Origin of the sequence: Nocardia pseudobrasiliensis NBRC 108224 (assembly GCF_001613105.1) — a bacterium.
Lineage (GTDB): Bacteria > Actinomycetota > Actinomycetes > Mycobacteriales > Mycobacteriaceae > Nocardia > Nocardia pseudobrasiliensis.
The window spans coordinates 1-26,423 of record NZ_BDBS01000010.1 but is presented as its reverse complement, the minus strand read 5'-3'; the positions used below and the strand labels follow the sequence as shown (position 1 = coordinate 26,423).

The following is a 26,423-nucleotide window of genomic DNA, read 5'->3' as shown; positions in this document are numbered from 1 at the left end:
TTCCGATGCCTCGCTACCTCACGATCACCCTCACCAAGGCGGGCGTGAGCTGCCGCGCCCGCCTGCTCGACGACGAGGCGCCGCATACCTGCGATGCGGTCTGGGACGCGCTGCCCCAGGAGAACGACGCCTTCCACGCCAAATACGCCCGCAACGAGGTCTACACCCTCGTCCCGCGCATCACCGCCGCCCCGCATCGCGAAAACCCCACGGTCACACCGATTCCCGGCGATGTCTGCCTGTTCGACTTCGAACCGTGGGAGATCGGCAACCCCGCCTACGGCTACGAGGCCGGTTCCACGGCCCATCAGGCACAGGGCGCGACCGATCTGGCCCTGTTCTACGGCCGCAACAACCTGCTCATCAACGGCGATATGGGCTGGGTCCCCGGCAATGTCTTCGCCACCATCGAGGACGGCCTGCCCGAACTCGCCGCGGCGTGCAACAACCTGTGGCTGCGCGGAGTGGAGGGGGAAACGCTGCGCTTCGCCCGGGCGGAGTGACGGTTCAGGCGATCGAATCCTGTTGATTGCGGCGAACTTTCGGTCGCAGCGTACGACAGGCCAATTCCACCGCCAGCCGATCCTCCGGATCGCGCAGATTGACCCCGAGCAGGCGCTGGGTCCGGGCCACGCGGTCGGCCACGGTATTGCGGTGCAGTCCCAGCGCCGCGGCCGTGGCCACCACCGAGGACTCGTTCTCCAGGTAGGCGTCCAGCGTGGTCATCAGCAGCTCCTGATCGGCGAGCGGGGCGAGCAGGGTGCTGGCCAGCGCGCGGGCGGGCCGGGATCGGGTCCAGGCGCGGACCAGTCGGCCCACCCCGAGCGTATCGATGTGCGCGACCCGGGTTCCGGTATCCGGGGTGACCTCCACGGTGGACGGATCGATCGACAGCGCCGCCTCGCGCGCCTCGTCGACCGTGCGCCCGAGCCCGCCGATACCGGGATGTCCGCGCCCGACGCCCGCGGCGAGCTCGATGCGAGATCCCAGGCGCACCAACGCCCTTCGCACCGCGCCCAGCACCGAGTTCACCTCCTGCGGTGCGGGTTCGTCCTTGGTGGTGTGCCAGGCGACCCAGCCGTCGGACTGTTCCACCAGCGGACCGCTGATCCCGCTGTCCTCGAGCGCGCGCAGGATCTCGTCGCGATCGCCGAGGTTGTCGTACGGCGATTCGTTGAGTCGGCGCATGTAGATCCCCATATGCCAGCCGTCCAGCCGCCAGCCCAGAATCGCGGCCCGATGCCGGGGCACCGGACCCGCCTCCTCGCGCAGCCGCAGCAGATCCGACAGCAGCGTGGTGCGCACGCGCGCATCGCGTTCAGCGTCCAGGCGCTGGGTCGCCAGCCACGCCAGCACCCACGGCTCCGCGGTGGCCAGCACCGCCTGGGCGATTTCGACCAGCGCCGGGGCCGGACGCGGCAGTGCGGCGGCCATCCACAGCGGCGCGGAACCGGTGCTGACGGGATGGATCACGAAGGTGAGCTCACCCTCGACCACGACCTGCGGCAGCGCCAGATCGCGGCGGAACTCCGCGGGCGAGTGATCGCCGTGTACGAGGTCACCGTCCGGGCTGAGCGCGCTGACCGGGGCCTGCAACACCTCGGCGGCGGCCTTGACCACCGAGCCGAGACTGTCGGCCCGGCCGTGGATGCGGCGCAGGAAACCCAGCACGTGTTCGGACCGCACCACCTCCGGCGTCGAAACCAATTGGGCCAGACGCAATGCCACCTCGTGCGGACTGGCGGGTTCGGGCAGCAGCACCAGCGGCAGGCCCAGCCGCTCGGCGAGCAGCACGCTGGTGGCCAGCGGTCCGCGCGACCCGCCCGGCAGCACCAGACCGGCGACACCGGCCAGCGCGCACCGGCGGATACCGGCCTCCACCTGCCAACCGGTCGAATCCACCAGTCCCGCTACCACTATCAGATCGCCCTCGCCCAGACCGGAGGCGTCGACCCCGGCCCGCACATGCACCCGGCGCACCGGGATGGCCACGACCGGACCGCCGACGATGCGGGCGCCGTCGAGTACCGGGTGGGCCACGAGTTGACGCAACGACACCGAACCGGATGTTGCCTTCACCGCGTGAGCCTCCTCCGCTGATCCGCATGGGTCCGCACCGGATCCGCCTCCACACCGTGCGCCCGCGGGCCCAGGCGCGGCAGCACATCCGGTTGCCAGAGCCGGCCCGGAACCGGCAGGGTCAGGATCGCCACCTCGTGTCCACGCCGCACCTGGCCGGTCTGGATCGGCCGCTTGCTGTGCACATCGAGCAGGCAGATCACGTCCGGGGTCGTGGCCACCACCTCGCCGTCGCGCAACACCATCGAATATTCGTTCTGCATCTCCACCCGCAGCACGCGCCGACCGTCCGCGGTGCGCACCGCGACACTGCCGCGGGCGAATCCATTGCCCTCGTAGCGATAGACCTCGAGGACCGTGCCCTGACCGAGATGATCGCCACCGAGCCGGGCGGCCAGCGCGATACCGTCGTCCCCGGCCTCGATTCCGGCCTCGTGACGACGCCCCAGCTCGAGCGCGTCACTCACCGTGCCCGGCAAGGCCACTCGGCGATAGATCGACGCCGCGATCGGCGGATACGCCAGCACCGCCCAGCCGCCCAATCCGGTGAGCGCGCCGCGCATCACGCGTTCGGCCGTGCGGGCGTCCACGCCGTCGACGACCACGGCCGCGCCGCCCGCCTCGGCGGTCACCCAGGTGCCGGTGAGTTCGCCCGCGGCGACCACGGTCTGGTCCAGGCGCGAGAACGCGCGACCCATCAGATCGGCGTCCACCACGGGTTTACCGGTCTGCGCGGCGGCGATGAACGGCATCAGCGCATTACTGCCGCCGACCTCCACCACGCCGATGGCATCGACCTCGACACCGAGCTGACGTTCGGCGGTCCCGACACAGCGCCGCAATTCGTCTCCGGAGGGCAGCTTTTCGATGGCGACCGACGCGGTCGAGCCGAAGGCGCACATCATCAGCACCCACCCCTGCTCGAGGGCGTCGATATCGATCAGCCGAACCTCGCGGCCGTCGGCCAGTTCCTGACTCAGCCACAGCGCGCTCAGATGCGCGTCACCCCCGCCGCCGGATCCGAGCAGACTCGCCCCGCGTTGCAGACAATCCACATCCCGCGCGCCGAGGCTGGCTTCGCTCATGCCAGTTCCTCGACGGGGGTGAAGTCCATCTCGAAACCGAATGCGCGCGGACCGAATACGGCCAGGGCCTCGGGCGTGCGCATGATCGGCGGCGCGGCGATGGCGAATACCGTCACGCGCTGACCGAATCGCAATGCCTCGGTGGTGATCGGTTCGGCGGTCTCCGCACCCAGCACCGTGATCAGGTCCGGCACCATCACCCGCACCCGACCGTCGACGCGGGCGATCAGATGTTCGTTCTGGAAGGACAATTCGAGCACCGACTCGTCGGCGAACGATTTGATCAGCGCCCGCCCGCGCGCGAAGCCGCCGACCGTGCGGCGCTCCACATCGACGATCCGGCCGGTGAAAACCGGTGCGGCATAGCCGTAATTGGTCTCCTTGAACAGCGCGGTCAGCGCCTGCAGCGGATCGCGGTGGCTGTCGCGGCTTTCGCGCAGGCACCGCCCCACCCGCAGCGACAGCGTGAGGGTGTTGCGAATCGCGGTGCGCCGCACATCCGCACCGGTCATGGAGTAGTGCGCGATATTGGCCGTCCCGCCCAGCTGCACGGTCATACTGCGCGCGAGCCGTTCCAGGCGCACATTGTCCGCGCCGGTGTCGAGGATGCCGTGTTCGTCGTGCGCGCCGCTGAATGCCATGGGCGAACCCACGATTCCGTAGATGCCGAAGGTCAGCATCTGCAGTTCCGGGAAGGCCCGGCCCATACCGTCGGCGTCCACGACCGGCAGGCCCAGCTGGGCTCCGACCAGCAGCGGCACCATCGAATTGGAGCCGCCGCATTCGATCGGCATGGTCGCGTCGGCGCGGCGACCGAGATGATGTTCCAGCGTCCGCAGGGCCAGGGCCGCCTCGGTGCCGCGCGGCAGTTTCTCGATCCGCACGGTCGGCGCGCCCATTCCGGCGGTCGGGATCACCAGGGCGTCGGCGGCGATCTCCTCCGGATCTATCAACTCGACGGTGCGCCCGCGAAGATACTCCTGCTGCACCAGCATTCGGCCCAGATAGGGATCGCCCCCGCCACCCGTTCCCAGCAGCGCGGCGCCCCGGGCGAGGTCGGGCAGATCCTCGGCGCGTAGTTCACGACCCACGGCGACTCGTCAGCAGTAGATCGCCGACCGCCTTGACCCTGATGCGGGTGGCGTTGCCGGGCAGATAGGCGATGGGCACCTCGTCGACATCGACGATCTCCACGCGATCGGGATCGGCGCCGCCGGCGACCGCGCGGTCGACGGCCTCCTGTTTGGCGGCGTCGAGCACCGCCTCACGCCGCCCGGGTTCGAGCGGATAGATGCGGTCGACCTCGCCGCCGATCTGCGCGATGGCCGCGCCGATCGCATTCGCGACCGCGAAATGCTCGATGCGATGCACCCCGGCGACGCCGTCGAGGGAATCGGGCACCAAAAACTCACCGCCGCCGACCACGACGACCGGCGGCAGCTCCCGCGAGGTCCGCATGCGATCGATGACCTGGCTGATCTTGCCCTCGATCGTGCCCAGCGCCCGCTTGACGAAATCGCCGGACAGATGCCGAACCCGGCTGGCATCGCCGATATCGAGTACGCCCGCGGCCACCCCGATATCGGTCGCGGTGAGCGTGTCACCGCCGAATACCAGCGCGGTGTCGGTGAGCCGGTAGCCCACGCTGTCGGGTCCGACTTCGATACCCAGGGAAGGGTTTTCGCGCACCAGCGAGCCGCCGCCCAGACCGATGGAGATCACATCGGGCATCCGGAAGTTGGTGCGCACCCCGGCGACGACCACCTCGGTCGCGGCCTCGCGCGGGAAACCGCGTTGCAGCACACCGACATCGGTGGTGGTGCCGCCCACGTCGACCACCACGCAGTCGCCCAGTCCGGACAGGAACGCCGCGCCGCGCATCGAATTGGTCGGACCGGAGGCGAAGGTCGCGACGGGATACTTTCTGGCGTAGTGGATCTCCATCAGGGTGCCGTCGTTCTGGCTCAGATACAGCGGCGCGACCACCCCCGCGCCGCGCACCGCGACCGCGAGCCCGTCCACGATCTGGGCCGCCATCTCCACCAGCGCGGCATTGATGATCGTCGCGTTCTCCCGCTGTAGCAGCCCGAGCCGGCCGATCTGATGCGACAGGCTGATCATCAGCCCCGGCGCCTCGGCGGCGATGATCTGCGCCGCCCGCGTCTCGTGTTCGGCGCTGACCGGCGAGAACACCGAGGAGACGGCCACGCTGCGCACACCGCGCTCGAGCATGTCGCGTGCGGCCGAACGGATTTCGTTCTCGTCCAGATCCGAGATGGTCTGACCGTCGTATTCGAAGCCGCCGTGGCACAGATACGGCCGCCCGGCCACCGCCTGGACCAGCGACTGCGGCCAATCCACCATCGGCGGCAATGCCGCGGTCGCGGGTAAGCCCAGGCGCAGCGCGGCCGTCGGGGCGAGCCGATTCGCCTCCACCAGCGCGTTGATGAAGTGCGTGGTGCCGATCATCACCGCCCGCACCTCGGCCGGGTCCACACCGGATCTGCTCTCGAGTTCACGAAGCGCGGTCATGATTCCGGACGTGACATCCTCGGTGGTCGGCGTCTTGACTGTGGCCACAACCTCCGCATCGTCCATCAGGACCGCGTCGGTGTTGGTCCCGCCGACGTCGATGCCAATGCGCATGCGGTCAGCCTACGGGAGGCGACACCGCGCGGTCGATTTATCGAGGTGTCAAACCCTTTGCTGCGGAGCGGTATTGGTCGCTTCCGGGGCGGTGGCGTGGCTGCCGAAGCCGCGCAGCAAACCGATCCGGTCGGCCACGAGGTAGAGGACGAACGCGGCGATCAGCGCGTTCACGCTGGGCAGACCGAATTTCACGTACTTGCCGAACAGCGCGGCCAGCAACCAGATCACCAGCGTGGCGGGCACCCACATCGGCGAGGTCGCGGGCAGCGCGGTCCCGGCCGCGGTGAGCTGTCCGCGCCAGCGCCGCGCCACGTAGTACTCCGCCACCATGATCGCCGGAATCGGCGGGAACGCCACGGCGAGCAGATTCAGGAAATCGGTATACCGGGACAGGATCCCGGCCGCACCCAGCGCACTGCCCACCACACCGACCACGATCGACACCCACGCGCGGTGCACCTGGACGCCGAAGACCGTCTTCACGAAATTGGCCAGCCCCAGCGAGGATACGTAGAGATTCCAGTCGTTGACCTTGAGCGCGGCGACCACGATGACCAGCACGCCCACCCAGCCGACCGACGAGGTGACAATGGTAGCGATGTCTTTGCTGTGCAGGGCGTGGGCCAGCAGCACACCGACCGAGCCGATCACCCACTCCCCCAAGGTGATTCCGACCACCGTCTGCTTGACCACATCCATCGGCGAGCGATTGAACCGGGTCATGTCGGGGGTGATCACCGCGCCGACCATGAACTGCCCGGCCACCAGCGTGACCGCCTGCACCAGGGTCAGATGCGGTCCGGGCGCGGCGTCGGTCAGCAACCCACCCAGATCGTGGCGGCGCAGTTCGATCACCACCGAGACACCGGCCATGATCAGAAACGCCGGTACGGTGATGTAGGCGGTCCAGGCCATCCAGCGGAAGCCGTAGGTCACGATCAGCGTCACCAGCAGGCCGAACAGCATCGACCAGCCCCATACCGGCAGCCCGCCGAGAATTTTGGCCAGACTCTTGCCCGCCAGCTGCGACTGCACCCCGAACCAGCCGGTGGCGCTGAATCCGATGACCAGCGCCACCACGGCCGCACCGCCCTGACCGAAGCCGGTCCAGCGGCTGAGCACCGAGGTGGACAGCCCCTCACGCTGACCGATGATGCCGACCGCGATGGAAACCAGCTCCAGCACAACGGCTCCCAGCGTGAACGCCAGAAACGCCTGCCAGAACGGCAATCCGAAGCCCAGCGTCGCGCCGAGCAGGAACTGACTCAGGCCCGAGATCTGACCGAAGCGCTGGGTCGCCACCGACCACCATGGGTAGCGCGCGGCCTGTGGGACGCGGGACAATGCGTAGTCGTCGTGCCCGACCGGGGCAGCGGTCATCGGTGATCCCCCTGATTTCCGTTGTAGCGTAGCGGGATTCGCATGTTACTAAGGTTCGGGCTGCCTCGTCGTGTGCGATCGGCACGGATGACGCCGCGCGGGTGTGCAATTCGCACGGGACGGGGGCGGGATGGTTCGTCCGCATTACTCCGTTTGTGCCAGCCGCTCGTTCGACGAGCGTCGGGTGTGCAGTCCGCACGTGGACGAATGGTGCTCGGAAATTTACGGTCTGGACATCTGTGGGTCGCGCTCAGCAAGGAGGAAGGGGGAACTGCCGTGTTTCTGGGGATATTTCGCGGCCGCCGCGCGCGTCACCCGGGGGGAGATCGCGGTGGCGCGAAGACCTATACCGAATGTCAGAGCTGCCCGAACTGCGGCACGCCCATCGGACATCAGGGGCTGGACTGGCTCACCGGACTGCTCGACCGCCGCACCTGGCATCACCACGCCGACCGCGCGTTGGCCGAGGCGACCACCCAACGCGAGCCGATCACGCTGCTCATCGCCGATCTCGACCGGTTCAAGCTGATCAACGACGAACACGGACATCTGGCCGGGGACAATGCCTTACGCCAAGTCGCGGGCATCCTGCGCTCGGTCACCCGGCGCACCGATCTGGTGGCCCGCTACGGCGGCGACGAATTCCTGGTGCTGATGCCCGGAACCGCCACCGACGACGCGCTCGCGGTGGCCCGCAGCCTCAATGTGCAACTCAACGCCGCACGGCTGCGCACGGTCAGCGCCCGCGACGGTGAGACCACCCTGACCGGACTGTCGGTATCGGTGGGCCTGGCCACCCGCGACGCGGATCCGCGGCTCGAGGGTCTGCTGCTGGCGGCCGACGCCGCGCTGCTGGCGGCCAAGCGCAACGGCCGCGCCCAGAGCTGCATCGGCGGCGACGGTCAGCGCTGGACCTACGATCAGGTGGTGCACCCGTTCGCCCTGCACACCACCTGACCGGCGAAGCTCATTCCGCCAGAACGAGTTCCGCGAAGCGCGCCAGGGCGAGCACCAGATCGTCGGAATGACGCGGGCCCACGATCTGCATGCCCACCGGCAGCCCGGCGGCTGTGACACCGACCGGAATGCTGATCGCGGGCTGCTGGGTCAGATTGAACGGATAGGTGAACGGCGTCCACTGCGGCCAGCTGCGCAGCTCGCTGCCCGGCGGCACGTCGTGGCCCGCCTCGAAGGCGGCGATCGGCATGGTCGGGGTGATCAGGACGTCGTAGGCGGTGTGGAAGGCGCCCATCACGATGCCGATCTCGGCCGCGACGGCCCGGGCGTCGAGATAGTCGACCGCGCCGATGGTTTCGCCGCGATCCCAGCACTCGCCCAGTCCCGGATCGACCCGATCCCGGGTGCCCGCGGGGAATTTCGACAGCATGGTCGCCGCGCCCGCCGCCCACAGCTTCTCGAACGCGTCCAGCGGATCGGTGAATCCGGGATCGGCGGCCAGCACCCGCAGGCCCGCCTCGTCGAGTCGACGCACCGCCGCGTCGACGACCCCGGCCACCTCCGGATCCACCTCGGCGAAACCGAGTGTGGCCGAGTACGCGACCGTCGCACCCCGCACATCGCGCTGCAGCTGTCCGCGGAAGGTGGTCAGCGTCGGCGCTAGCGCGGTCGGATCCCGCGGATCGGGCAGCGAGAGGATATCCATCAGCAGCGCGGCGTCCTCGACCGTGCGGGTCATCGGTCCGGCGTGGGCCAGCGGTCCGAACGGGCTGGCCGGATACAGCGGAATGCGCCCGTGGGTCGGCTTGAAGCCGACGATGCCGCAGAACGAGGCCGGAATCCGCACGCTGCCACCGCCATCGGTGCCCACCGACACCGGACCCATCCCCGCCGCGACCGCCGCGGCGCTGCCGCCGGAGGAACCGCCGCAGGTCTTCGACGGATCGACCGGATTGCGGGTGATGCCGGTCAGCGGGCTGTCGGTGACGGCCTTCCAGGCCAGTTCCGGGGTGGTCGTCTTGCCGACGAACACCATGCCGTCCTCGCGCAGCCGCGCGCTCACCGGACTGTCCACCGGCCACGGCACATCGGCCTCGATGGAGGTCGAGCCGCGCCGGGTGGGCCAGCCCTCGGTCAGGAAGATGTCCTTGATCGAGATCGGCACCCCGTCCAGCAGGCCGCGCACATGTCCGGAATGCCAGCGCGCCTCGGACTCCTTGGCCTGCACCAGCGCCCGATCGGGATCGACCAGGCAGAACGCGTTCACCTCACCGTCGCGCTCGGCGATCGCGTCGAGCACCGAGCGGGTCGCCTCCACCGGCGACAGCGCACCCGCGGAGTAGGCGGTGACCAGTTCGACCGCGGTCATCTCCGCCGGGGAGGTGGGGGTCTCGATATCGGGGTGGGCCATAACTGACTCCCTTCAGCCGGGTACGTAACCCAGCCGCTTGTCGACCACATTGTCCAGTGGCCGGCCATCGATCCACTTCCGGAAGTTGTCCGCGAACGCGGTGACGATCTCCTTGCGCCAACCGCGGAAGTCGCCGGAATTGTGTGGGGTGATATGGACATTCGGCAGATCCCAGAGTGCGTGCCCCGCGGGCAGCGGTTCGGGATCGACGACATCGAGCGCCGCGCCGGCCAGCGCACCGGCGCGCAGCGCGGCGACGAGATCGTCTGTCACTACTAGTTCCCCGCGACCGACGTTGATGAAACGGGCATGTGATTTCATCGCCGCGAACGCCCGGGCGTCGAACAGATGCCGGGTCCGCGGCGTCAGCGGCGCGACCGCGATCACGTAGTCCGCGGATGGCAGTTCGGCGAACAGATCGGTGCCGACCACGCCGAAATCGGGATCCTCGGCGCGCGCGGTCCGGCCGAGTCCACGCACCCGCATCCCGGCCGCGCGCAGCAACCGGGCGATGGCCCGGCCGATCGATCCGGTGCCCACGATCAACGCGGAGGCGCCCGCGACCCGTTCGGATTCGCGATGCCGCCAGATGTGTTGCTGCTGCAGGCGCAGCGATTCGGGCAGATCCTTGGCGAAGTTTAGGATCTGCCCCAGGACGTATTCGGCGATGGGCGCGTCGAACAGTCCGCGGGTATTGGTGACGACCACATCGCTTCGGACGAGGTCGTCGAACATCACCACATCGACCCCGGTCGCGCCGACATGCACCCAGCGCACCCGATCGGCGGCATGCCAGGCGCCGGGCACGGCGGTACTCATGAAGTCGTAGACGAACAGCACGTCGGCCCCGCGCAACGCCGCGGTCAGCTCATCGCCCTCGGCATAGCGCACCGTGGCGCACTCGGCCACCGGGCGCATGAGCTCCGCATCGGGCCGGGCGCCATCGTGCAGAACGGTGACGAAAGGGCCCTCAACCACATTGACACATTATGAACGCCTCGTATGATTGTCAACAATCCGATCGTGTGCGGAGGAAAACCCGGCTGAACGCGAGAGGGGCCCTCGTGGAACTGAACTTTCCCGATATCGACGGCCCGGTCGCTCAACGGGGAATCGGCATCATCGCCCCTTTCGACCTGGCGCTCGAGCGGGAATTGTGGCGTTGGGCACCGCTCGAGGTGAGTCTGCACCTGGCGCGCACGCCCTACGAACCGGTGCCGGTTTCCGTGGAGATGGCCGAATTGGTCTCCGACGCAACACATCTCACCGCGGCCACCCGCAATGTGCTGCATGTCGACCCGGAGGTCATCGCCTATCTGTGCACCTCGGGCAGCTTCATCAAGGGGCTCGAATACGAGAAGTCGCTGTGCGACACCATCCGTCAGGCCGGAGCCCTGGACGCGATCACCACCTCCGGCGCGCTGGTCGAGGCGATTCGCGCCCTGGATCTGACCCGGCTGTCGGTGATCACGCCCTATGACGCGATCCTCACCGGCAAGCTGCACGAATTCCTCGCCGAGGTCGGCTGCACGGTGATCCGCTCCGATCACCTCGGCCTGGGCGGCGGCATCTGGAAGGTCAGCTACCGAACCATCGCCGAGCGCATCCTCAACGCCGACGATCCCGATTCGGAGGCGATCTTCGTCAGCTGTACGAATCTGCCGACCTACGACCTGATCGACCCGCTCGAACAGGCCCTCGGCAAGCCGGTTCTCACGGCGAACCAGCTCACCATGTGGGCCTGTCTGGGTCGGATGAAACTGCCCATGATGGGCCCCGGTAAATGGCTCAGGGACGTCTTTTGAAGGAAGCGAGTATGCGGACACCGACGATCGGATTCATCTACCCCGACCACGCGGCCGAGGACGACTACCCGCGCGCGGCGCTGCTGCTGGGCGCGCGGCTGCGGGTCGCCCACATCTACGGCACCGATCTGCACGCCGTACCCGAACTGCTGGATCTGGGCAGTCCGGACAAGCTGCGTCACGGCGCACAGCTGCTGGCGCCCTATGAGCCGAGCGCGGTCGTATGGGCGTGTACCTCGGGCAGTTTCGTCTTCGGTCCCGACGGCGCGCGCGAACAGGTGCGCGGGCTGGCCGAGGCGGCCGGGGTCGCGGCGTCGAGCACCAGCTTCGCGTTCGTCCACGCCGCGCGGGCGCTGGGGGTGAGTTCGGTCGCGGTCTGCGCCAGCTATCCCGACGAGGTCGCCACGCTGTTCGTCGAGTTCCTTGCCCACGAGGGCATCCGGGTTGTATCAATGTCGAGCGCGGGAATCGATACCGCGGCCGAGGTCGGCACGCTCACCCCGGACCGGGTGCGTGAGCTGGCCCTCGCGAACGATCATCGCGATGCCGAGGCGCTGCTGATCCCCGATACCGCCATGCACACCGTGGCGGTGCTCCCGGAACTCGAAGCGGCGCTGGGCAAACCGGTGCTCACCGCGAATCAGGTCACCATCTGGGAAGGAATCCGGCTGGCCGGTTATCCGTCCGGCGGCGAGCCGATCTCGCCCGCCCTCGGCAGGCTGTTCGCGGAAAGGCTGAGCCATGTCGGTCATTGAATTCGAGCCGGTGAACCGGCAATCGACGGCGGAGATGATCGCCGACCGGCTGCGCACGGCGATCACGCGCGGCGCGCTGGCCCCGGGCGCGCAGCTGGTCGAGGCGGATCTGGCCGCGCAGTTCGACGTCTCGCGCGGTCCCGTCCGCGAGGCCATGCAGCGGCTGGTCTCCGAGGGACTGCTGCACAGCATCCGCCATCGCGGCATCTTCGTCATCGAACTGACCCTCGACGACGTCGTCGACGTCTACCGGGCCCGCACCGCCATCGAGGGCGGCGCCCTGGAGCTGATCCTCGACGGCCGCCGCGAAATCGCCTACCTGGCACTGGAACCCAGCGTCACCGCCATGCGCGCCAGCGCCGAATCCGGAGACCCGACCGGCGTCTCCGACGCCGACCAGTCCTTCCACGAGGCCCTGGTGCACAGCGCGGGCAGCCCCCGCCTCATCCGCGCCGCGCGCACCCTGTTCATCGAAACCCGCATGTGCCTCGGCGCATTGGAGACCACCTACGCCGACGTCGGCATCCAGGTCCAGGAACACGCCGAACTGCGCGAGGCAATCGGCTCCGGCACACCAACCCGAGCCCGCAAACTCCTCATCGACCACATGCACGACGCAGTAACCCGCCTGCGCGCCAGACCCTGACCACCCCACACCCCGGCACGCCATCCCCTTCCCTGTCCCGGCACGCCTTTCCCTTGCTCCTCCCGGCACGCCTTTCCCTTGCTCCTCCCGGCACGCCTTTCCCTTGCTCCTCCCGGCACGCCTTTCCCTTGCTCCTCCCGGCACGCCATTTCCGTTCCACACCCCCGGCACGCCATCCCCTTCCTTGTCCCGGCACGCTTTTCGCCGGGACAAGGCGGGATCAGTCGATCAGGCCGCGTGGGCGCACGACGAATACCGGCGACGAGCGCTTGCCCTTTTCCTCCAGCAGCGCAATGGTTTTGCCGTCGGCGGTGATCGCGGCGTGGACGCCCTGAATGCCGACGGGGTCGAGCCAGCGGCCGTCGCGCAGGGAATCTGCCTCGGATTCGGTGATTTCGCGGTGCGGGAAGGCCACGCGGGCGGCGGTATCGATATCCAGGCTCAGGCTCGGGTTTTCGGCCAGCTGATCCAGCGTGCGGGCGTGCTCGAGGCTGAACGGGCCCACCCGGGTGCGGCGCAGGGCGGTCAGATGGCCTCCCACGCCGAGGCTTTCGCCGAGGTCGCGGGCCAGGGCGCGGATGTAGGTGCCGGAGGAGCATTCGACCTCGACATCCAGGTCCACGAATGTGGTTGCGTCGGTGTCGATAGCGCGGCGTGCGAGCACGTCGAAGCGACTCACCGTGACCGGGCGGGCGGCCAGCCGGACATCCTCACCGGCCCGGGCTCGGGCATAGGCGCGCTCCCCATTGACCTTGATGGCGCTCACCGTGGCGGGTACCTGCTGGATGTCGCCGGTCAATGCGGCCACGCCCGAGGCGATCTCGGCCTCGCTCAGATGTCCGGCGGCGTTCGTTGCGAGCACCTCACCCTCGGCGTCGTCGGTGACCGTGGACTGTCCCAGCCGGATCGTGGCCGTGTACGCCTTGGTGGTGAGGCTGAGCAGGCCCAGCATCTTGGTGGCCCGCTCCACCCCCAGCACCAGCACGCCGGTGGCCATCGGATCCAGCGTTCCGGCGTGGCCGATCTTCTTGGTCTGCAACAGTTTCCGACACCGGGCCACCACATCGTGGCTGGTCCAGCCGCCGTCCTTGTCGACGACGAGCAGCCCGCCCAGGGCGTCCACCAGCGGCGTGCGCGCCTGGCTCATCAGCCGGTCACGATCGCGGTCAGGATCAGCCCGTCGCTGATCAACCACCGCCCGTCGAATGAACTCAGCGGCGCGCCACCGTCATTGGTGTGCCCGGGCACCAGCAGCTCGCTGTGGAACGTGCCGCCGGAACCGCTGTCGTCGACGGTGAAGGTGATGTGCGCCTCCTCGAAACCCAGCCAGCGCAACGTCAATGGGAACCACGCCTTGTAGGTGGCCTCCTTCGCACAGAACAGCAGCCGGTCCAGATGCAGTCCGGTCGAGGGAATGGCCGAGGACAGCCAGTCCCGCTCGGGCGCGAGGCTCACCGAATCGAGCACACCCTCGGGCAGCGCGTCGTGCGGTTCGGCGTCGATGCCGATCGAACGCCACCGCAGCCGATGCGCGAGCGCGGCCGCCCGATATCCGGCGCAGTGCGTGAGGCTGCCCACGACGCCGCGCGGGAACAACGGCATGCCCCGCTCCCCCTTGCCGATGGCCACCGGCGGCTCACCCAACTGTTCGAGTGCCAGCCGCGCGCAGTGCCGTGCTCCGATGAAGTCTCGCCGCCGCTTCTCCACGGCCTTCTCGATGAGGTGTTCCTCCCCCGGATGCGCCTTCAACCCGTCCGGATAGTCCAGCAGCTCGGCCGCGGCCACTCCCTCGGGCAGAATCCTGCCGATGATCCGCGCGCCACTCGCCCGCTCGTCGATGACCGCCTCCTGATTCGACGCCTACTTGCCCTGCCGAGCCTATCCGAGCGCCCGAGTGCGGCCGTCGCCCTGCGGCCCCGCAGTCACGTTGCTAGGATGTTGCTGATCTAGTCATTCCGTAGTCCCGACCAATATCCCGCCGTGTGTCGCAACGACATCGGTGAGCAGGAGGGCGAAGTATGACCATCGATCAATCCGCGCAGCGGGCCGGGACCGAACCGGCGCAGTTCCTGGGTCCGTCTCCGACCATGATCACGCTGCGCATCAACGGCCGCGACTACTACACCGTGGTGGAGCCGCGCACCAGCCTGCTCGACGCCCTGCGCGAACGACTCCAGCTGACCGGCACGAAGAAGGGCTGCGATCAGGGCGGCTGCGGTGCGTGCACGGTGTGGATCGACGACCGCCGGGTGCTGTCGTGCCTGACGCTGGCCCTGAGCGCCGAGGGCCGCGAGGTCACCACGATCGAGGGCGTCGCCGACGGCGACGAATTGCATCCGGTGCAGCGCGCCTTCATCGAATGCGACGGTTTCCAGTGCGGCTACTGCACACCCGGCCAGATCATGTCCGCGATCAAATGCATCGAGGAGGGCCACGCCGAGCGCGACGAGGACATCGCCGAGTGGATGAGCGGCAATATCTGCCGCTGCGCGGCGTATCAGAACATCCGCGAGGCGGTCCGCCGCGCCCGCGACGAGATGAACGGATAGTTAGGGGGAATCGCCGTGAAACCCATCTCCTACGCGCGACCGGACACCGCCGACCAGGCCGTCGCGACCGTCACCGCCCGACCCAACACCGTCTTCCTCGCGGGCGGGACGACGCTGGTGGATATGTTGCGCATCGGCGCGATGGCCCCCGACAACGTCGTCGACATCACCTGGCTGCCCTTCCGCGGTATCGAGCACACCGCCGACGGCGGCCTGCGCATCGGCGCGCTGGCCAAGATGAGCGAGATCGCCGCCGAACCCGGTGTGCTGGAACGTTTTCCGTTCCTGACTGTCGCGCTGTGGAAGGGCGCGTCGGCCCAGCTGCGCAATATGGCGACCATGGGCGGCAATCTCATGCAGAAGGTGCGCTGCGCCTACTTCCGCGAACCCGAATTCGCGTGCAACAAACGCGATCCCGGCTCCGGCTGCGCGGCGCTGGAGGGAATCCATCGCGGCCACGCGATACTCGGAACCAGCCCGCACTGTTTCGCCACCCACCCCTCCGACGTCGCGATCCCACTGACCGCCCTGGACGCCGTCATCACCGTCTGGGGCCCACGCGGCGAACGCCGCATCCCCTTCGACGAGTTCTTCCCCGTCCCCGGCGACACTCCCCACGTGGAGCACCCGATCGCCGCCGACGAACTCATCACCCGGGTAGACGTGCCACCCTTACCGTTCGCCCGCAATTCGCACTACCTCAAGGTCCGCGACCGCGAATCCTACGAATTCGCCCTCACCTCCGCCGCGGTAGCCCTCGACGTCGCCGACGGCACGGTGGTCGACGTACGCATAGGTCTGGGCGGCGTAGCCACCAAACCCTGGCGGGCCCGCACAGCCGAATCCACCCTGATCGGAAAGCCCGCCAGCCGAACAAGTTTCGAAGCCGCGGCCACCGCCGAACTGGAATCCGCCGACACCTCCCACCCCATGAATCGCTTCAAGATCGACCTGGCCCGCCGAACCCTGGTCCGCGCACTGGAAACCGTTCGCCCACAGGTGAATCCACTGGGAGACATGCGATGACGACAGCATCTCACGATAGTTCCCACACTGGTCGGGCGCGGTTTCGATGGCGCGCAGTGACGGCAACACATATCAGGCGAGGCTTCGATCGCCCGGGAGGTGCGCTGTGACCGCGACGGTTCCCCCCACACTGGTCGGGCAGGGCTTCGATCGAATCGACGGCCGCGCCAAGGTGACCGGTGCCGCGCGGTACACCGCCGAGGTGGCGTTGCCCGCGCTTGCGCATGCGGTGATCGTGGGCGCGCGGACCGGCGCGGGCTCGGTGCGGTCGATCGATACGCGCGCGGCGTTGGCGGCGGGCGCGGTGGCGGTGTTCACCCACGAGAACATGCCGAAGGTCGCGCGGGTGCCCACCTTTCCCTCGGCCTACGGTCGTGCGGCACCCGGCCAGACGTTCTTTCCGATGCAGGACAATACGATTCACTACTTCGGTCAGCCGATCGCGGTCGTGGTCGCCGACACCTTCGAGGTAGCCCAGCACGCCGCCGAACTCATCGAGGCGGACTACGACCATGCCCCTGCGGTCGTGCGCCTCGACGACGGGCGCGCCGAGAAGTATGTGCCCGACAGCGTGTTCTGCGGTTTGATTCCGGCCACCCAGTCACGCGGAGATTTCGCCGCGGCCGAGCGCACGGCCGCCCATACTTTCGACGCCACCTATCATTTCGCCGCCAACCATCACAATCCGATCGAATGCTCGGCCACCGCGGCGGTCTGGGACGGCGATACCGTCACGGTGTACGACGCCACCCAGGGCATTACCGCCAGCCAGCTGACCATCGCCGCCTACCTCGACATATCACCCGCCAACGTCCGGGTGATCGCGAACTTCGTCGGCGGCGGATTCGGCGGTAAGGCGATGATATGGCCGCATGTCACCCTCGCCCCGATCATCGCCCGCGAACTCGGCCGCGCGGTGAAGGTCGTACTGACACGCGAGCAGATGTTCTACGGCACCGGCCTGCGCGAGGAGCAGGAACAGCGCATCACCCTCGCCTGCGACGACGACGGCACGCTGACCGGGATGCGTCATCACAAGCTGTCGGTCACCTCCCATTTCGACGACTGGGCCGAACTCTCGCTCGACATCGCGGGCAAGGCCTACGGAATCCCCAACTGGGACGGGCAGTATCAGCTGATCCGCGGCAATACGATGACCCCGACCTTCATGCGCGGCCCGGGTGAGGCCTCGGGCATGGTCGCACTCGAATGCGCCGTGGACGAGTTGGCCGAACAGATCGGCATGGACCCGGTGCGACTGCGGCTGCGCAACCACGCCACCGTCGATCCGGAAAGCGGCGATCCGTGGACCTCCGACGGCTACGCGGAATGTCTGCGCACCGCCGCCGAACGATTCGGATGGTCGCGACGCGATCGAGCGGCCGGTCCGGTGCGCGACGGAAACTGGTTGCTCGGTTGGGGTATGGGCACCGCGGGCTATCCGCACTATCTGCCCGGCCAGCCCCAGCGCGCCCACGCCCGGCTGCTCGCCGACGGCATGCTGGTCGTCCAGGCGGGCACTCAGGACTTCGGAACCGGGGTCGCGACCACCATGGCGCAGGTTGCCGGGGATGTGCTGAGCTTGCCGTTCGACCACGTCCGCATCGATATCGGCGACACCCGGTATCCGAATATCGCCGCCGCGGTGGGTTCGACGGGCGCGGGCATTCTCAGCGCGGCCGTCCATACCGCGTGCTCCGATCTACTGGCACAACTGATTTCGCTGGCGATCGGCGACCCCGAATCACCGCTGCATCGCCGCGCGCCCGAGGATATCGAACCGCTCGGGGGCGCGCTGCGCGTACGCACGGACCCCGCGGTGGCCGACGACTTCGCCGAAATCCTGGCCCGCAACGCCCTGACGGACCTCGAGGCCATCGGCAGCTGGCAACCACCAGCCCCGGACATCCCCTACGGAAAGATCAGCTTCGGCGCCCAATTCGCCGAGGTAGCGGTCGATCCGGACCTGGGCCTCATCCGTGTGCGCCGCATGGTCGGGGCCTTCGCCCCCGGCCGAGTCCTGAACGCGAAACTGGCCCGCAGCCAGGTCCTCGGCGGGCTGAACTGGGGCATGTCCCAGGCCCTCATGGAAGCCACCCTCTGCGACCCCCGCGACGGCCGCTGGGCCAATTCCTCGCTCCTGGAATACCCTCTTCCCGTCCAAGCCGACGCCCCCGAGGTCGACATCAGCTTCATCGAGGTGAACGACCCCGTGGTAAACCCCCTCGGCGTAAAGGGTCTGGGCGAACTGGGCATGGTCGGCGCCGCCGCGGCAATCGTCAACGCCGTCCACCACGCCACCGGCCGCAGAATCCGCGAAATCCCGATCCGCATCGAGCATTTGATCTGATCGCTACCGATGGATCGGTCCGCTGCCCTCGGCGAGTGGGCGGGCCGACCCACCAGCGGTGTCGGCGATGATCTGGGCGGCGATCGAGACCGCGGTTTCGTCGGGTGTGCGGGCGTTGAGGTCCAGGCCGACCGGGCTGCGCAGGCGGCGCAATCGGTCTGGGGCGACGCCCATTTCGAGCAGGCGGGTCAGGCGGTCGTCGTGAGTGCGGCGGGAACCCAGTGCGCCGACGAAGGCCAAGTATTCGATGTCGAGCGCCTCGGCGAGGGCGGGGACGTCGAATTTGGCGTCGTGGGTCAGGATCACGACGACGGTGCGGGCGTCGAGGCGTCCGGCGGCGCGCTCGGCGCGCAGGTATCGGTGCGGCCAGTCCACGATCACCTCCTGCGCGGCGGGGAAACGCGCTGGGGTGGTGAAGGTTTCGCGCGCGTCGACGACGGTGACGCGGTAACCGAGTTGGCCGCCGAGGCGGCTCAGCGCGCGAACGAAGTCATTGGCTCCGGCCAGGATCATGCGGGCGGGCGGGCCGAAACTGTGCACGAACGCCCGCGGCGGAAAGGCCGCCTGGTCCTCGTCCGCACCCACCGTGCCGCTTCGGCCGCACCGTACCGAATTCCAGGTGTCGCCTGGGATTCCATCCGGCGGATCCCCGGCCGGATACACCAACTGCCAGCGCGGCGCGGCATCGAGACCGGTCACGAGGGCGACGGATCGACCCGCCGCGATATCGCGTTGCAGCGCAAGCAGATCCGGCAAGCGCCGCGCGGTCACGCGCTCGACGAATACCTCGATCTCACCACCGCAGGTGAGCCCGACGGCCAGACCCTCGGGATCGGCCACGCCGAACCGCTCCACCACCGCCTGCCCGTCCACCAGCACACCGCGGGCCGACTCCACGATCGCCGACTCCACACAACCCGCCGAGATCGAGCCGATCACCTCACCCGACGAGCTCACCAGCATGGCCGTCCCGATCGAGCGCGGACCGGACCCGGTCACGTCGATCACCCGGGCCAGCGCCACCGGGCCGCCCGACACGACCCGAATGAGGACATCCAGCAACTCTCGCACAGTTGCCATCATTCCAGTTCGAGATGATCAGCGCACAATTCGACGCATCACAGCAAGCTGGCGGTTATCAACCCTGCCGTACTGCCGATCAGGCCAACCCGCGTCGCTTGTCGGCCAGCCGACGCATCTCCTCCGCGGCCGAACGCATTTCAGGCGTGATCTTGAAATGGCCACCCCATTCATTGAGCTCGCCGGGCGCGTACTCGGGCACCGGCAGAATCTGACGCAGCAACTTCTCCGGCAGGCCACGGCGCGACCATTCGCGGGGATAGCCGAGCGAGACCTCCTCGAACCGCACCCCGTCGTAGAACGTGGTACGCGGAATATGCAGATGCCCGTATACCGCGCAGACCACGTTGTAGCTGGTATGCCAGTCGGCCGTCAGATCAGTGCCGCACCACAGCGCGAACTCCGGATAGAACAGCATCCTGGTGGCCTCGCGCACCAGCGGGAAATGATTGATCAGCACCAGCGGCGTCTCGGGCTCGAGCGCGTCGAGGCGGCGCTGGGTGTACTGCACCCGCGCGTGACACCAGGCGTCGCGGGTGACGTACGGATCCGGGGTCATCAGGAATTCGTCGGTGGCGACCACATTGCGGTCGCGCGCCAGCGCCAGCGCCTCGGCCTTGGTCGTGGTGCCCTCGGGTCGCCAGGAGTAGTCGTAGAGCACGAACATCGGGGCCAGCGTCACCGCGCCGCCGAACTGCTCCGCGCCCGCGCCCTGCCACACCGGGAACGGATCCTCGGGCGTGAGCACATCCAGATCCCGGCACATCGACACCAGGTAGTCGTAGCGCGCCGCGCCGTGCATCTGGACCGGATCCTTGGCGGTGGTCCACAGCTCATGATTGCCGGGCACCCAGATGATCTTGGCGAACCGCTCCCGCAGCGTCTTCAGCGCCCAGCGGATGTCGTCGGTGCGCTCGCCCACATCGCCCGCGAGGATCAGCCAGTCCTCGGGCGAATCGGGCCGAATACCCTCGACCACCGGCTTGTTGCCCTGGTGACCGACGTGAATATCGCTCACCGCCATCAGCTTCGGAACCACCCGGCCCAACCTCTCTGCATCGGCCACGTCCCTTGCGGCAACCGCGGCGCCACGTTCCAGATTCCCACGCTCGACGATCATGCGGCCAACCGAGGCACCTCCGCCCCGATCCGCGCCCACCGGCCCGACAGCGCCCGCGCGCTCACCGCGACCAATCGCAACACCATGAAGGCGACCAGCCCGCACCAGATTCCGGCGATACCCCAGTCCAGGACCAGCGACAGCCAGATCAGCGGGAGAAATCCGAGCAGCGCCGACCCCATTGTGGTGGTCCGCAGATACGCGGCGTCGCCCGCACCGAGCAGCACCCCGTCCAGCGCGAACACCACACCCCCGACGGGCAGCAACGCGATGAAGATCCACCAGACCACGTGCATGCGATCGAGCACACCGGCATCATCGGTGAACAACTGCGGAATCACCCCGGAGCCCGCCGCGAGCACGACGGCCAGTACAACCGAGAACACCAGCGACCACAGCGTCACCCGGCGCGCCAACTGCTGCGCTCCCGGCGCGTCGCCCGCGCCCAGCGCGGCCCCGGTCAGCGTCTGCGCGGCGATGGCCAGGGCGTCCAGTGCCAGCGCGAGGAAGTACCACAGCTGCATGACCAATTGATTCGCCGCCACCGAGGCCGCACCGAATCGCGCGGCCACCGCGACCGCCGACACCGAACACAGCTGGAACGACAGCGTCCGAACGATCAGATCCCGGCTCAGCACCAACTGCGCACGAATCACCGGCCAGCGCGGCGCCAGCGAAACCCGCTGCCGCACCAGGGCATTCACGAACAGCCCGGCCGAAACCACCTGCCCGACCAGATTGGCCACCGCCGACCCCGCCAGCTCCATCCGCGGAGCGCCCAGCAGACCGTGTACCAGAGTCGGACACAGAATCCCCGAAATCACCAGCCCCACAACGACGTACACCAGCGGCTGGCGCGTCTTCTGCACCCCGCGCAGCCACCCGTTTCCGGCCATTGTGAGCAGGATCAGCGGCACCCCGAACGACGCGATCCGGATCCACAGCAGCGCCTCGTCCGCGATATCGGCCCCACCGGCCAGCGCACGGGCGATCGGGCCCGCGAACACCTGCAGCACAACGACGATCGACAATCCGACCCCGACGGCGACCCAACTCGCCTGCACCCCCTCGGCCACCGCACCGCGCTCGTCCCCCGCGCCGTGCCGCCGCGAGGACCGCGCGGTGGTGCCGTAACTCAGAAAGGTCAACTGCGAACTGACCTGAGTCAGAATCAGCCCACCGACGGCCAGCCCCGCCAGCGCCAGCGCCCCCAACCGCCCCACCACGGCCATATCGAACAGCAGGTAAATCGGTTCCGCGACAAGCACTCCCAGCGTCGGCACCGCGATCCCCAGAATCCGCCGCGGCCCCACCCGGCCCGGCGGGACAACCTCCACCACCCCGCTCACGATCCCTCCCGTCCCTCGTCACAATGTTGCCCCCACCTTCGCACAGGGCACCGACAGACATGGGACGAATGCGGCCGAGCACTCCGCTGGCAACCGCTCGACGTCGGATAGCAGCCGCCCACGCAACCTCAGTGGCACGCTCGGCAGGCCGGGTCCTCGCGGATCACGTCGGGCCGTACGTCGAACGTGAGGCGGCCGTGTCGAATCCGCCCCTCAGCCGCCCAGTTCCGCAACCAGCGCGGCCACCAGGTCTTCCGGTGCGCCGGTGGTCGTATACCCCGCCGCGTACCGGTGCCCGCCACCGCCCAGCCGCGTCGCCACCTGCGCGACATCCACCCCGTCATCGGTGCCGACCCCGCTGTCGCGCGAACGCAGCGAGACCGTCCACAGGTGCGGTGTGGTGCGAGATTCCTTGAAGACAGCGGCGATTCCGGCCTCGGCGGTGGTGCGGATGACGTCGATGACGCTCTCGACCTCCTCCGAGCGCAGGCCGTCGATATCGGCGCGCCGGACGAAGGCGTAGACCAGCCCCGCGCCGCCCGCGGCCGCGGGCTCGAGGCGAGCGGTGCCGAGGACCCGCGAGAGCATGGGCAGCCAGCCGAACGGATGGGAGTCCATCAGGGTTCGGGTGATTCCCGCACCGTCGATACCGGTGGCCAGCAAACGTTCGGCCAGCCGATGCGTGCCGGGGCCCGCCCAGCGGAAACAGCCGGTATCGGTGACCAGACCCGCGAACAGGCAGTGCGCCACCGAACGGTCGATCGGTTCACCCCAGGCGTCGAAGACGCGGGCCAGCAGGCTGGTCGTGGATTCGGCGGTGTCATCGATCAGATTGATTTTGCCGAACCGGGTATTGGACCGGTGATGGTCGAGGACCAGCGTGGTGGCCGCGCCGTCGAGGCGGTCGGCCAGCGCGCCCAGGCGTCCCGCGCTGCCGCAGTCCACCGCGATGAGCACATCGACCTCCCGCGGCACCTGCGCGGGAGGTACGAGGTATTCGATGCCGGGTAGCGACCGCATCGATGCGGGCAGCTCCGCCGGTTCGGCGAAGGAGACCCGCACCGGCACGCCGTGCCGGGACAGGACCTGAGCCAACGCCAGCCCGCTGCCGATGGTGTCGGCATCGGGCTGGACATGGCACAACACGGTCACCGATCGCGCGGCGGCCAGTACATCGACAGCCGCGGCGAGCTCCGCCGCCGGCGTTACTGCAGTCATCGCGGGCCCATCGCAACCGCCGGGGCGGTCAGTCTTCCTCGTCGCGGTCGGACTTGTAGGGATCGGCGTCCCCGGCGTGCGTCGCATTGGCCGCGACCTGCGCGACCCGCTCGTCGACCTCGCGGGCCTTGGCCAGCAGTTCCTCCATCTGCCGCGCCGCGTCCGGGACGGTGTCCAGGATGAACGCGAGCGTGGGGGTGAACTTGATGCCGGTCGCGGTGCCCACCTTGGTGCGCAGCACGCCCTTGGCCTTCTCCAGTCCGGCCGCGGCGCCCTCGAAATCGGGTTCGACGGCGAGCGACTCGCCCATCACCGTGTAGTACACGGTGGCTTCCCGCAGGTCGCCGGTCACCTTGGCATCGGTGATGGTTACGAAACGCAGCCGCGGATCCTTGATCTCGTATTCGATCGCGTTGCCCACGATGGAAACGATCCGCTTCGCGAGTCGGCGTGCTCTGGCCTGGTCCACCATGGCCGACCCCTCCTCACTATCTTCGATTCAGTCTTCGGGTCCGAAGACGCGGCGGCGCACTGCCAGCAACTGTAACTCCGGACGCGCGGCGACGTGGCGTTCACATCTGTCCAGCACCTCTGTGAGATGTCCCATCGCGGAGCTGACCATGGCCACGCCCAACAGAGTGCGGCGATAACGGTCTTGTTCCCCGCCCTCGGCCGCACAAACTCCGAAGCGCTGCAGCTCGGCCAGGACCGGCCGGATCACAGAGCGCTTCTCCTTCAACGAATGCACATCGCCGAGCAGGATGTCGAACTCCAGCGCCCCGACGAACAACGGCTCACCTCTTGATGATTCGTCCATTGAGATCTCGAGCAAGCCGGGATCAGGGGCTCACAACCCCTGATCCCGGGGACTCACATCCCTTGTCCCGAGGACTCAGATCCCTTGTCCCGAGGGCTCAGATCCCTTGTCCCGGAGACTCAGATCCCTTGTCCCGGCATGCTTTTTGCCGGGATCAGTCCCGCGGCTTCTCACGAAGCTCGTAGGCCTCGATGACGTCGCCTTCCTTGATGTCGTTGTAGCCCAACGTCATACCACATTCGAAGCCCTCGCGGACCTCCATGGCGTCGTCCTTCTCGCGGCGCAGCGACTGGATCGTCGTATCGGCGACCACCACGCTGTCGCGGAGCAGGCGAGCCTTGGCGTTGCGCTTGACCGTCCCGGAGGTGATCATGCAGCCCGCGATATTGCCGAACTTCGAGGAGCGGAAGACCGCGCGGATCTCGGCGCGACCCAGCTCGACCTCTTCGTAGATCGGCTTGAGCATGCCCTTGAGGGCCTTCTCGATCTCGTCGATGGCCTGGTAGATCACCGAGTAGTACCGGATGTCCACGCCTTCGCGGTTGGCCAGCTCGGTCGCCTTACCCTCGGCCCGGACGTTGAACCCGATGATGATCGCGTTCGACGCCGAGGCCAGGTTGACGTTGGTCTCGGTGACGCCACCGACACCGCGGTCGATGACCCGCAGCCGCACCTCGTCGCTGATCTCGATGCCGAGCAGCGCCTCCTCGAGGGCCTCGACCGTACCGGAGTTGTCGCCCTTGAGGATCAGGTTCAGCTCCGAGGTCTCCTTCAGAGCGGCATCCAGATCTTCCAGGCTGATCCGCTTGCGGCTGCGCGCGGCCAGGGCATTGCGCTTGCGCGCGTTGCGCCGGTCGGCGATCTGCCGGGCGATGCGGTCCTCCTCGACGACGAGCAGGTTGTCACCGGCGCCTGGCACCGACGTGAAGCCGATGACCTGGACCGGACGCGACGGCAGCGCCTCTTCGACATCCGCGCCGTGCTCGTCGACCATGCGACGCACGCGGCCGTAGGCATCGCCCGCGACCACCGAGTCGCCGACCCGCAGCGTGCCGCGCTGCACCAGCACGGTCGCCACCGGACCACGGCCGCGGTCCAGGTGCGCCTCGATGGCGACACCCTGGGCGTCCATATCCGGGTTGGCCCGCAGGTCCAGCGCCGCGTCCGCGGTCAGCACCACGGCCTCGAGCAACGCACCGATATTGGTGCCCTGCTTGGCGGAGATGTCGACGAACATCGTGTCGCCGCCGTACTCCTCGGCCACCAGGTTGTACTCGGTCAGCTGCTGCCGGATCTTCTCCGGGTTCGCGCCTTCCTTGTCGATCTTGTTGACCGCCACCACGATCGGCACATCCGCGGCCTGCGCGTGGTTGATGGCCTCCACCGTCTGCGGCATGACGCCGTCGTCGGCGGCGACCACCAGGATCGCGATATCGGTGGCCTTCGCGCCACGGGCACGCATGGCGGTGAACGCCTCGTGACCCGGGGTGTCGATGAAGGTGATCAGGCGCTCGTCGGCGCCGACGGTCGTCATGACCTGGTAGGCGCCGATGTGCTGGGTGATACCGCCGGCCTCGCCCTCGCGGACGTTGGCCTTGCGGATGGTGTCCAGCAGTCGGGTCTTACCGTGGTCGACGTGACCCATGACGGTCACCACCGGCGGGCGGACCTGCAGATCGGACTCGTCGCCCTCGTCCTCGCCGTAGGTGAGGTCGAAGCTCTCCAGCAGCTCGCGGTCCTCGTCCTCGGGGGAGACCACGTGCACGACATAGTTCATCTCGCCGCCGAGCAGCTCGAAGATCTCGTCGTTCACCGACTGGGTCGCGGTGACCATCTCGCCGAGGTTGAACAGCACCTGCACCAGCGAGGCCGGATTGGCGTTGATCTTCTCCGCGAAGTCCGACAGCGAGGCGCCACGGGCCAGGCGAATGATCTCGCCATTGCCGCGGGGCAGCCGCACGCCGCCGACCGACGGGGCCTGCATCGAGTCGTACTCTTGCCGCTTCTGCCGCTTCGACTTACGGCCCTTGCGGGGCGCGCCACCGGGACGACCGAAGGCACCCGCGGCGCCGCCGCGACCACCCGGACCACCGGGACGACCACCGCCGCCGCCACCGGGACGACCCCGGAAGCCACCGGCCGCGGGA

24 protein-coding genes are annotated in these 26,423 nt (G+C 68.3%); 8 read left to right on the top strand and 16 right to left on the bottom strand.

All coding sequences use genetic code 11. The features are described from left to right. The first annotated feature begins 5 nt into the window (after nucleotides 1-5). Entirely contained in the window at nucleotides 6-503 is a 498-nt protein-coding gene (locus NP4_RS11115; RefSeq protein WP_067996084.1) for a DUF3830 family protein, read from the top strand. 4 nt (nucleotides 504-507) lie between these two features. Here the strand turns inward: NP4_RS11115 and NP4_RS11110 are convergent, their stop codons facing one another. The 5 genes from NP4_RS11110 to NP4_RS11090 are packed head-to-tail and all read right to left on the bottom strand — an operon-like array spanning nucleotide 508 to nucleotide 7,193. Next, on the bottom strand, nucleotides 508-2,079 hold the full coding sequence (locus NP4_RS11110; RefSeq protein ID WP_147287991.1) for a helix-turn-helix domain-containing protein: 1,572 nt from the start codon (nucleotides 2,077-2,079) through the stop codon (nucleotides 508-510). Further along, nucleotides 2,076-3,164, bottom strand: a complete 1,089-nt coding sequence (locus NP4_RS11105) for an S-methyl thiohydantoin desulfurase family protein (RefSeq protein ID WP_082875760.1) — start codon at nucleotides 3,162-3,164, stop codon at nucleotides 2,076-2,078. Before NP4_RS11105 ends, NP4_RS11110 begins: the two co-directional genes overlap by 4 nt. Further along, nucleotides 3,161-4,255 (bottom strand): S-methyl thiohydantoin desulfurase family protein, encoded by a 1,095-nt coding sequence (locus NP4_RS11100; protein ID WP_067996078.1) that lies wholly within the window; start codon nucleotides 4,253-4,255, stop codon nucleotides 3,161-3,163. The genes NP4_RS11105 and NP4_RS11100 overlap by 4 nt, the downstream gene beginning before the upstream one ends. Further along, nucleotides 4,245-5,810, bottom strand: coding sequence for a hydantoinase/oxoprolinase N-terminal domain-containing protein (locus NP4_RS11095; protein ID WP_067996076.1), 1,566 nt, complete (start codon nucleotides 5,808-5,810; stop codon nucleotides 4,245-4,247). Before NP4_RS11095 ends, NP4_RS11100 begins: the two co-directional genes overlap by 11 nt. A gap of 48 nt (nucleotides 5,811-5,858) precedes the next feature. Continuing rightward, nucleotides 5,859-7,193, bottom strand: coding sequence for a purine-cytosine permease family protein (locus tag NP4_RS11090; RefSeq protein WP_067996073.1), 1,335 nt, complete (start codon nucleotides 7,191-7,193; stop codon nucleotides 5,859-5,861). Between the two features lie 276 nt (nucleotides 7,194-7,469). On the opposite strand from NP4_RS11090, the gene NP4_RS11085 reads away from it, so the two are divergent. Then, complete coding sequence (locus NP4_RS11085) at nucleotides 7,470-8,150, top strand: GGDEF domain-containing protein (protein ID WP_169813712.1); 681 nt, start codon at nucleotides 7,470-7,472, stop codon at nucleotides 8,148-8,150. A gap of 10 nt (nucleotides 8,151-8,160) precedes the next feature. Here the strand turns inward: NP4_RS11085 and NP4_RS11080 are convergent, their stop codons facing one another. Continuing rightward, complete coding sequence (locus tag NP4_RS11080; RefSeq protein WP_211335898.1) at nucleotides 8,161-9,546, bottom strand: amidase; 1,386 nt, start codon at nucleotides 9,544-9,546, stop codon at nucleotides 8,161-8,163. A 27-nt stretch (nucleotides 9,547-9,573) separates the two neighbouring features. After that, on the bottom strand, nucleotides 9,574-10,479 hold the full coding sequence (locus NP4_RS11075; RefSeq protein ID WP_082875797.1) for a D-2-hydroxyacid dehydrogenase: 906 nt from the start codon (nucleotides 10,477-10,479) through the stop codon (nucleotides 9,574-9,576). Nucleotides 10,480-10,625: 146 nt separating this feature from the next. Here NP4_RS11075 and NP4_RS11070 point away from each other — a divergent pair, with 146 nt between their 5' ends. The 3 genes from NP4_RS11070 to NP4_RS11060 are packed head-to-tail and all read left to right on the top strand — an operon-like array spanning nucleotide 10,626 to nucleotide 12,767. After that, a complete protein-coding gene (locus NP4_RS11070) occupies nucleotides 10,626-11,366 on the top strand; it encodes a maleate cis-trans isomerase family protein (RefSeq protein ID WP_067996064.1) in 741 nt (246 codons plus the stop codon). Nucleotides 11,367-11,377: 11 nt separating this feature from the next. Continuing rightward, the gene (locus NP4_RS11065; RefSeq protein WP_067996062.1) at nucleotides 11,378-12,121 is read left to right on the top strand and encodes a maleate cis-trans isomerase family protein; all 744 of its coding nucleotides are present in this window, start codon (nucleotides 11,378-11,380) and stop codon (nucleotides 12,119-12,121) included. After that, a complete protein-coding gene (locus NP4_RS11060; protein WP_067996060.1) occupies nucleotides 12,108-12,767 on the top strand; it encodes a GntR family transcriptional regulator in 660 nt (219 codons plus the stop codon). The genes NP4_RS11065 and NP4_RS11060 overlap by 14 nt, the downstream gene beginning before the upstream one ends. A 220-nt stretch (nucleotides 12,768-12,987) precedes the next feature. Here the strand turns inward: NP4_RS11060 and truB are convergent, their stop codons facing one another. Next, nucleotides 12,988-13,914, bottom strand: a complete 927-nt coding sequence (gene truB, locus NP4_RS11055; protein ID WP_067996057.1) for a tRNA pseudouridine(55) synthase TruB — start codon at nucleotides 13,912-13,914, stop codon at nucleotides 12,988-12,990. Next, a complete protein-coding gene (npt, locus tag NP4_RS11050; protein ID WP_067996055.1) occupies nucleotides 13,914-14,579 on the bottom strand; it encodes a 4'-phosphopantetheinyl transferase Npt in 666 nt (221 codons plus the stop codon). Before npt ends, truB begins: the two co-directional genes overlap by 1 nt. A gap of 206 nt (nucleotides 14,580-14,785) precedes the next feature. On the opposite strand from npt, the gene NP4_RS11045 reads away from it, so the two are divergent. From NP4_RS11045 to NP4_RS11035, 3 genes are all read left to right on the top strand, one after another. Beyond that, complete coding sequence (locus NP4_RS11045; protein WP_082875757.1) at nucleotides 14,786-15,316, top strand: (2Fe-2S)-binding protein; 531 nt, start codon at nucleotides 14,786-14,788, stop codon at nucleotides 15,314-15,316. A gap of 15 nt (nucleotides 15,317-15,331) precedes the next feature. Next, nucleotides 15,332-16,342: an FAD binding domain-containing protein gene (locus NP4_RS11040; protein ID WP_067996052.1), complete on the top strand. Its 1,011-nt coding sequence runs from the start codon at nucleotides 15,332-15,334 to the stop codon at nucleotides 16,340-16,342. Nucleotides 16,343-16,448: 106 nt separating this feature from the next. Further along, a complete protein-coding gene (locus NP4_RS11035; protein WP_067996050.1) occupies nucleotides 16,449-18,692 on the top strand; it encodes a xanthine dehydrogenase family protein molybdopterin-binding subunit in 2,244 nt (747 codons plus the stop codon). Between the two features lie 3 nt (nucleotides 18,693-18,695). On the opposite strand, the gene NP4_RS11030 is transcribed toward NP4_RS11035, so the two are convergent. The 7 genes from NP4_RS11030 to infB all read right to left on the bottom strand — a co-directional run. Further along, entirely contained in the window at nucleotides 18,696-19,763 is a 1,068-nt protein-coding gene (locus NP4_RS11030; protein WP_067996047.1) for an XdhC family protein, read from the bottom strand. Nucleotides 19,764-19,851: 88 nt separating this feature from the next. Further along, on the bottom strand, nucleotides 19,852-20,811 hold the full coding sequence (locus NP4_RS11025; RefSeq protein WP_114755730.1) for a metallophosphoesterase family protein: 960 nt from the start codon (nucleotides 20,809-20,811) through the stop codon (nucleotides 19,852-19,854). A 77-nt stretch (nucleotides 20,812-20,888) separates the two neighbouring features. Then, entirely contained in the window at nucleotides 20,889-22,241 is a 1,353-nt protein-coding gene (locus tag NP4_RS11020; protein WP_067996044.1) for an MATE family efflux transporter, read from the bottom strand. Nucleotides 22,242-22,454: 213 nt separating this feature from the next. Next, a complete protein-coding gene (locus tag NP4_RS11015; protein ID WP_067996041.1) occupies nucleotides 22,455-23,459 on the bottom strand; it encodes a DHH family phosphoesterase in 1,005 nt (334 codons plus the stop codon). Nucleotides 23,460-23,487: 28 nt separating this feature from the next. Next, nucleotides 23,488-23,931: a 30S ribosome-binding factor RbfA gene (rbfA, locus tag NP4_RS11010; RefSeq protein ID WP_062512289.1), complete on the bottom strand. Its 444-nt coding sequence runs from the start codon at nucleotides 23,929-23,931 to the stop codon at nucleotides 23,488-23,490. 27 nt (nucleotides 23,932-23,958) lie between these two features. Next, nucleotides 23,959-24,249: a DUF503 domain-containing protein gene (locus NP4_RS11005; RefSeq protein WP_062512290.1), complete on the bottom strand. Its 291-nt coding sequence runs from the start codon at nucleotides 24,247-24,249 to the stop codon at nucleotides 23,959-23,961. Nucleotides 24,250-24,430: 181 nt separating this feature from the next. Then, on the bottom strand, nucleotides 24,431-26,423 hold a 1,993-nt coding region (gene infB / locus NP4_RS11000), incomplete at its 5' end, for a translation initiation factor IF-2 (RefSeq protein ID WP_156524903.1).

What these genes read in the sequence shown, in the direction of transcription:
- NP4_RS11115 (WP_067996084.1), top strand. Translation starts at nt 6, where the DNA reads ATGCCTCGCTACCTCACGATCACCCTCACCAAGGCGGGCGTGAGCTGC.
- NP4_RS11105 (WP_082875760.1), bottom strand. Translation starts at nt 3,164, where the DNA reads ATGAGCGAAGCCAGCCTCGGCGCGCGGGATGTGGATTGTCTGCAACGC.
- NP4_RS11095 (WP_067996076.1), bottom strand. Translation starts at nt 5,810, where the DNA reads ATGCGCATTGGCATCGACGTCGGCGGGACCAACACCGACGCGGTCCTG.
- NP4_RS11090 (WP_067996073.1), bottom strand. Translation starts at nt 7,193, where the DNA reads ATGACCGCTGCCCCGGTCGGGCACGACGACTACGCATTGTCCCGCGTC.
- NP4_RS11075 (WP_082875797.1), bottom strand. Translation starts at nt 10,479, where the DNA reads ATGCGCCCGGTGGCCGAGTGCGCCACGGTGCGCTATGCCGAGGGCGAT.
- NP4_RS11065 (WP_067996062.1), top strand. Translation starts at nt 11,378, where the DNA reads ATGCGGACACCGACGATCGGATTCATCTACCCCGACCACGCGGCCGAG.
- NP4_RS11060 (WP_067996060.1), top strand. Translation starts at nt 12,108, where the DNA reads ATGTCGGTCATTGAATTCGAGCCGGTGAACCGGCAATCGACGGCGGAG.
- truB (WP_067996057.1), bottom strand. Translation starts at nt 13,914, where the DNA reads ATGAGCCAGGCGCGCACGCCGCTGGTGGACGCCCTGGGCGGGCTGCTC.
- NP4_RS11045 (WP_082875757.1), top strand. Translation starts at nt 14,786, where the DNA reads ATGACCATCGATCAATCCGCGCAGCGGGCCGGGACCGAACCGGCGCAG.
- NP4_RS11015 (WP_067996041.1), bottom strand. Translation starts at nt 23,459, where the DNA reads ATGACTGCAGTAACGCCGGCGGCGGAGCTCGCCGCGGCTGTCGATGTA.
- rbfA (WP_062512289.1), bottom strand. Translation starts at nt 23,931, where the DNA reads ATGGTGGACCAGGCCAGAGCACGCCGACTCGCGAAGCGGATCGTTTCC.